The organism is Veillonella fallax (assembly GCF_020687175.1).
Classification (GTDB): domain Bacteria; phylum Bacillota; class Negativicutes; order Veillonellales; family Veillonellaceae; genus Veillonella; species Veillonella fallax.
Genome location: NZ_JAJEQD010000033.1, coordinates 1 through 7,373, shown reverse-complemented (window position 1 = coordinate 7,373; position 7,373 = coordinate 1). Strand labels below are relative to the sequence as shown.

The window sequence follows — 7,373 nt, the reverse complement described above, 5'->3', positions numbered from 1 at the left end:
CGCCTTTAGACGCTGGCCTAGTACTACGGGCTTATAGCCCGTGAGCAAACCACCCGTTTTACGGGTGGTTCTGATTTTTCTATAAATTTACCTTTATAATAACAAACATATGTTTGAAAATACTCAGCATTTTTGTTATACTAATCATAGAAATTATTCTTTTTATAATTCTTGTAAAATCTAGTGATTTAGCGGTTTAAGGAGGTGTTGATATGGGTTCAGCTGATACGGATCGGATGTATATGTGCATTGATTTGAAGAGTTTTTACGCGTCTGTGGAGTGCGCTGATTTGGGGCTGGATCCGTTTACAACGCCTTTGGTAGTGGCCGATGGGTCTCGTGGCAAAGGGGCTATTACGTTGGCTATTTCACCGGCCTTAAAAAAGTTAGGCGTTAAGAATCGCAGTCGTCTTTTTGAGATTCCTCCGCACATTGAATATTTAACGGTAAAGCCCCATATGAAGCGGTATATGCAGGTATCCGCTCAGATTTATGGGACCTTGCTCAAGTATGTGGCACCGGAGGATGTGCATGTGTACTCTATCGATGAGTATTTCATTGATATAACTCCTTACTTGCCACTTTACAAGAAAACGCCTCGAGAGCTAGCGCAGATGCTACTTGATGCGGTGCTCAAGGCGACCAAGATTTATGCCACCGTTGGGATTGGAACAAACTTGTTTCTTGCCAAGATTGCTCTCGATATCCTGGCAAAACATGCGCCTGATTTTATAGGATATCTTGATGAAAGCCTCTTTAAAGAGAAAATTTGGTATCATCAGCCCTTGACCGACATTTGGCAGATTGGTAAGGGCATAGCCAACCGCTTACATAAATATGGAGCTTATGATTTGCATGGTATTACCATGGTTCCAGAGGCCAAGTTGTACAAGGAATTTGGTGTTAATGCAGAGCTCATTATCGATCATGCTTGGGGCCGTGAGCCGTGTACGATTGCAGATATCCATGCGTATCGTCCTATTAAGCATTCTATCTCGCATAGCCAGATTTTGTTGCGTAACTATACTTACGAAGAGGCCTACGTGCCTATGCGAGAAATGGTGGAGTCCTTGGTATTAGAGCTTTTACAAATCAAAGGGGTTACGAACCATATTCATGTTCATATTGGCTATGCAGATGATATGGTGCGCTCTACTGGAGGTTCTAAAAAGCTTAAACAGTACACTGATTCATTGCAAGCATTAACGACGGCAGTAATTAAATTATATGAACAACATTGCCATAAAAATGAACTTATACGGCGTATAGGCGTAAGCTTTGAGGATTTAGTCAATCGCTCTGCTATACCTCAGGAGGTAGATTTGTTTAGCGCCCTTGCGACGGAGGAAGAGGCAAAGGAGCGGCAAGTACATGAGGCGATGTTATCTATCAAGGAGCAGTTCGGTAAAAATGCTATTTTACGTGCCTCTAGCTTGCAAGAGGAAGGGACTATGCGCTTTAGAAATACCTTGGTGGGTGGTCACAACGGAGAATAAATTAATGAAACATCGTATGTCTCGTTTACAACGGGCGAAACAATTTATGCCCTTTGCGGCATTAAAGGGATTTGAAGTATTACTGGCAGCTGTGGCACGGCCTAAAGAGCATCGTGTAGAGCTATCGGAGGATCAAGTAGATGAGTTAAATAAGGTTTTACAGACTATACATTGCGGAGAATGGGTGCGAATTGTTTACTACAATAAACAAAGATATACAGAGCTTATAGGGGCTGTTGATATGATTAGTGCGCAAATGCAAATTATATCTGTTCAAGGCATAGATATTCCCTTTAGATCTATTAAGGAATTGAATCTGTATGATATGACAATATAAAGAGTTGTCTTTATATATGGTTTAAGGGCTAGAGTTAAGGTGTGATTCGGTATACAATGATGAAAAGGGTTGTAATTTAATTATATTCTCGTATAAAAATACCCTATATGATTAGCTGTTATATGACTATATATACTCTTTGTATTGTTTTATGAGAAAGGCGGTATCTGTAATGCATGAGGTCATATCATTACTTATCAATCGCTATGATTTTTTCCTCCAGTTGTTATGGGAACATATAGAAATTTCAGTATTAGCTTCTGTTATTGCTACCATCATCGGTGGATTATTGGGTGTGTTTATATACGAATATAAACGGCTAGCTGCGCCCGTTATGGTAGTGGTTAATTTCCTATATACGATTCCATCTATATCGATGTTAGGCCTTTTGTTGTATGTATCGGGTGTTGGTAATACGACCGCTATCATTGCATTGGTTATCTATGCCTTATTACCGATGGTACGAAATACATTTACTGGTCTTAACCAAATTGATCAATCTATGTGTGAAGCGGGAATTGCGTTAGGGCTTACGCGGATTCAACGTTTGTGGAATATAGAGATTCCCTTGGCCATGCCAACTATTATGGCTGGTATACGGACTATGCTCGTTATGACCATTGCCTTGACAGGTATTGCATCCTTTATTGGTGCTGGTGGCTTAGGTGTGGCGATTTATAGGGGGATTACAACGAATCAAAGTGCTTTGACAATTGCAGGCAGTCTACTGATTGCCCTATTAGCCATTACCGTTGATGCTCTCTTTTCTCTAGGTGAAAGAGTAACGCGTATTAGCCCTCATATGAAGCGCTATACGATTATATTTGTTTCGATTATGATGATAATTGCGATGGGTATAGGTGGCTGGGCTATGTATTGCCGTCATGTGAAGACTGATGTTATTCATATTGCAACGAAGCCTATGACGGAACAGCTTATTTTGGGGAATATCTTAAAAGAATTAATCGAGAAGAAGACTGATTTAACCGTAGAGGTTACAGAAGGTGTCGGTGGTGGTACATCAAATATTCAACCAGCTATGCTTTCTGGCCAATTTGATATATATCCTGAATATACTGGTACGGCTTGGTCTGCTGTGCTAAAACGTACAGATACGTATGATGAAAGTCTATTTAATGAGCTTTCACAGGCCTATAAAGAGAAATATAATTTTGAGTGGGTCGGCATGTACGGTTTTAATAATACCTATGGCATAGGAGTGCGTAATGAAATTGCTCAGAGTTATGGCGTAAAAACGTATTCGGATCTTGCTCGTATAGCACCATCCCTAACATTAGGAGGGGAATATGATTTCTTTGGACGTGAAGATGGCTATGCTGGATTACAACGCGTGTATGGCATGAGTTTTAAAGCTACTAAAGATATGGATATAGGGCTAAAATATACGGCTATTGGTCGTGATGAGGTGGATGCAATGCCGATATTCACGACTGATGGTCAATTAAGTATTACACCGATTACGGTGTTACAAGATGATAAACATTTATATCCATCTTATATGTCTGGTAATGTGGTGCGTAGCGAAGTATTGATTGCTCATCCTGAACTGCGCCCTGTATTAGAAAGTTTGAATCATACGATTACAGATCAAGAGATGGCGAAGATGAATTACGCCGTTGAAACGGAACACCAACTGCCAGCTGATGTAGCACATAAATTCCTGGTAGAACGAAATTTGATATAAGGTGAATATAGTTAGAACTAAAGTAAATAAAATTTGATATATGTTGAATATGATTTTGTATTGACATTTAATCTCCTTTGATGTAATATAAACATATGAACAGATATTCATATAAATAAAATATCTGATGAAAAATGTTTAGGAACATATATAACAAGATATGAAACAAGATATGTCTAATAAGTATTAGAAAAATATTACCTATTAATTTACAATACAGGATAGAAGATTTCACTATTATCAAAGGAGATATCATGGAAGAAACATTGCTATTGAAGGATTTGAACTGTCCGAACTGCGCAGCAAAAATTGAAGATCGTATCCGTAAAATGGATGTGGTAGAGACTGCAAATTTCACACTTGCTACACATCAATTAAAATTAACCGGCTCTTGGGAAGACCGTGAAGCTCTTAAACGTGACATTCAAGACATTTGTGATACCATCGAAGAGGGCGTAACCGTAGCAGATTATGAACGTAAATCTAAAGCGGCTATGAATGATCATGGTTCTGACCAGGATCGTGGTAGTGATGCTGTAACAATTGCAGTCATCGTAGCAGGCTTGTTATTCATAGCCTACGAAGGGTTGACTACAGTTGTGCCGTCCATCGGCTTGCCAGAGTCTATCGAAACTCCAATTTACTATATTGCCTATATTCTTCTTGCATTCCCAGTATTGCGCATCGCAGGTCGCAATATCTTAAAAGGCCAAGTGTTCGACGAGAACTTCTTGATGTCTATCGCTACATTGGGCGCTATTGCTATCGATGCATTGCCTGAAGCCGTAGGCGTTATCTTGTTCTACCGTATCGGTGAGTTCTTCGAAGAAAAAGCAACTGATCGTAGTCGTACAGAAATCATGAACGCTGTCGATATGCGTCCTCAAGAGGTGCGGGTTGTAGATACAGACTGCGGTGGTGAAATCGTAGTTATGGCTCCTGAAAAGGTTGAAGTAGGCTGGACTATCGAAGTTCGTCCTGGCGATTTAATTCCTCTAGACGGCACAGTGCTTGAAGGTGAAACACGCGTTAATACAGCGCCTGTAACAGGTGAACCTGTACCTGTTCGCGCCGTACCTGGCACTCAACTTATGTCTGGTTGTATCAACGAATCTGGTCGCATTACAATGCGTGTAGATAAGGTTCTTGAAGAATCCATGGTTACTAAAATTCTTGATGCCGTGGAAAATGCAGCATCTTCTAAACCTAAAATCGACCGTTTCATTACGCGTTTTGCTCGCGTATACACTCCAATCGTTGTATTCCTTGCTCTTGCTGTTGCCATTATTCCATCCCTTATTACAGGTGAATGGCATAAATGGATTTACACAGCCTTAACATTCCTCGTTATTTCTTGCCCATGTGCATTGGTGCTTAGCGTGCCACTTGCATTCTTCTCCGGTATCGGCAATGCGTCTAAACACGGTATCTTATTAAAAGGTGGTCGTGTTATCGAGGCATTGGCTAATGTGAAAGCCGTAGCTCTTGATAAAACTGGTACCATCACATCTGGTGAGTTCAAAGTTCACAGCGTAGAAACTGTAGGCTCTCATGTAAGTTCCAGTCAATTGTTATCCATGGCGGCAGCTATTGAAGCCGTTTCTACACATCCAATCGCAACAAGCATCGTGTCTGAAGCAAAAGATCAAGGCCTTACAGTGGAACCTTCAGATTTCGTTCAAGAGTTAGCTGGTGAAGGTATGGTAGGTATGACTGATGGTCAACAAGTACTTATTGGTAACCGTCGTCTTATGGAACGCTATAATGTTCAAGGCTATCCAACAGAAGCTGCTGAATATGGCACAGAAGTTCTTGTTGCAGAAGGCAATACATACTTAGGTCGTATCATCATCGCCGATGAAGCTCGCCCAGACTCTGCTGAAGCGATTGCTAATCTTAATGGTCAAGATATTAAAACTGTTATGCTTACAGGTGATGCTGAAGCAAGTGCGAATTACATCGCTAAAGAAACTGGCGTAAGTGCTGTACGTGCTCAGTTGTTGCCTCAAGATAAATTGTCCGTTGTACAAGATATTCGCTCTGAATATGGTCCAACTATGTTCGTAGGGGATGGCATCAACGATGCTCCAGTACTTGCAGGTGCTGATGTAGGTGGCGCGATGGGTAGTGGTGCTGATGCGGCTATCGAGGCAGCAGATGTTGTGTTCATGCGTCCATCTTTGACTGCTATTGCACATATCCTTGACTTGTCCAAAGCGACATTGCGTGTAGCATGGCAAAACGTTGTATTCGCTATTGCTGTTAAAATCCTTATCATGGCGCTTGGCCTCATGGGCTATGCATCCATGTGGTGGGCAGTATTTGGTGATACTGGCGTATCCATCCTTTGTATCTTGAACTCTGTTCGTATCTTGCGCCGCAATTAAGTGAAAGCAGAGTTTATATCTCTGTAGAGGAACGAAATAAATTACATTCTCCTGATCTGAATGATTAGGGTTGATATAAATAACCTCTAGGTTAGTAACTGACTAACTTAGAGGTTATTTTATTGTGTGGATTAAACATTTACGATACTTTTACTATATACATTTGTACATCATAAATAGACATAAAAATGTATATGTATGTTCTAGATACACAAAACTTTCACAATTGAATTGAATAATAGCTATAAAATAGTATATAATTTATTAGATGATTACTATAAGTTCGTTGGAAGGAGGGATAGCATGATTACGGTGTATAAACATATAGAAGAAGAGTTAGTTTCCGATAGCACTGTATCAGATGCCACAAAAGGTTCTTGGGTAAATTTGGTGAACCCAGACCCCGATGAGTTATCCCTTATCAATATTTTGACGGAAATCCCAACGGACGTTTTAAAGACCGCTCTCGATATGGAAGAACGTTCTCACGTGGAGTTAGAGGATAACTACATCTTTATCGTTATTAATATTCCGGTTATCCGCGGTAACGATATGTATGATACAGTACCGCTTGGTATCTTCTTGACGCCAGACTTCTTCATTACCATCTGCTTAGAAGAGTCCGAAGTATTGTATCCATTTATTTCTAATCAGATTTCTACGTTCTATACATACAAAAAGACGCGTTTCTTGTTCCAAATCTTGTATCGTACAGCGACTATGTTCTTGCGTTACTTGCAACAAATCAACCGTCGTACCGACGATATTGAAATCCAATTGCGTCATACTACAAAAAATAAAGACTTCTTCCAATTGTTGGAATTACAGAAATCCATGACATACTTTACCTCTGCATTGCGCACAAATGGTACTGTTATGGAACGTCTATTGCGCTTGCGTGGCCATAGCTCCTATAAACACCTCCTCAAGATGTATGAAGAGGATGAGGACTTACTAGAGGACGTTATTATCGAAAATAAACAGGCCATCGAGATGGTTGAAATGTACTCTAATATCTTGATGAACATGATGAACGCCTTTACATCCATCATTTCTAATAACCTTAACTTGGTTATGAAAATGTTGGCTACTCTAACGATTGCCATGGCAGTTCCTACCATCGTATTTAGTTTGTGGGGGACAAACGTGCCATTGCCATTCCAAGAGGATCCAAATGGCTTCTATGAGGTTGTAGGCATTGCACTACTTTGCTCTATTATTGCCATTATTGGGATGTGGAAAAAAGATTTGTTCTAATTTTTGAGAGTTAGTTGAATGCTTAATTCCGTAGCAAATAGATGAAAGTATAATTTGATAGTAAATAGTTGAAAACTTTACTCAACATTAAATACACATGGAAAAAGCTGGCTTTGAACCGACCCCTTAATGTTAGACCAAAAATCTTAACGTTAAGGAGGTCGGTTTTTCTATGGCAAAATATAGCCTTA

General features: G+C 40.0%; 5 protein-coding genes. All 5 read left to right on the top strand.

The window, feature by feature from the left end; all coding sequences use genetic code 11:
- Positions 1-212: 212 nt before the first annotated feature.
- The 5 genes from LKD20_RS09345 to LKD20_RS09325 all read left to right on the top strand — a co-directional run bounded on the left by LKD20_RS09345 (position 213) and on the right by LKD20_RS09325 (position 7,182).
- Positions 213-1,496, top strand: a complete 1,284-nt coding sequence (locus LKD20_RS09345; RefSeq protein WP_227721593.1) for a Y-family DNA polymerase — start codon at positions 213-215, stop codon at positions 1,494-1,496.
- Between the two features lie 4 nt (positions 1,497-1,500).
- On the top strand, positions 1,501-1,833 hold the full coding sequence (locus LKD20_RS09340; protein ID WP_060923691.1) for a YolD-like family protein: 333 nt from the start codon (positions 1,501-1,503) through the stop codon (positions 1,831-1,833).
- Between the two features lie 172 nt (positions 1,834-2,005).
- On the top strand, positions 2,006-3,538 hold the full coding sequence (locus tag LKD20_RS09335; RefSeq protein WP_105089864.1) for an ABC transporter permease/substrate-binding protein: 1,533 nt from the start codon (positions 2,006-2,008) through the stop codon (positions 3,536-3,538).
- 254 nt (positions 3,539-3,792) lie between these two features.
- The gene (locus LKD20_RS09330; protein WP_227721592.1) at positions 3,793-5,925 is read left to right on the top strand and encodes a heavy metal translocating P-type ATPase; all 2,133 of its coding nucleotides are present in this window, start codon (positions 3,793-3,795) and stop codon (positions 5,923-5,925) included.
- 303 nt (positions 5,926-6,228) lie between these two features.
- Entirely contained in the window at positions 6,229-7,182 is a 954-nt protein-coding gene (locus LKD20_RS09325; RefSeq protein ID WP_105089862.1) for a magnesium transporter CorA family protein, read from the top strand.
- Positions 7,183-7,373: the final 191 nt, after the last annotated feature.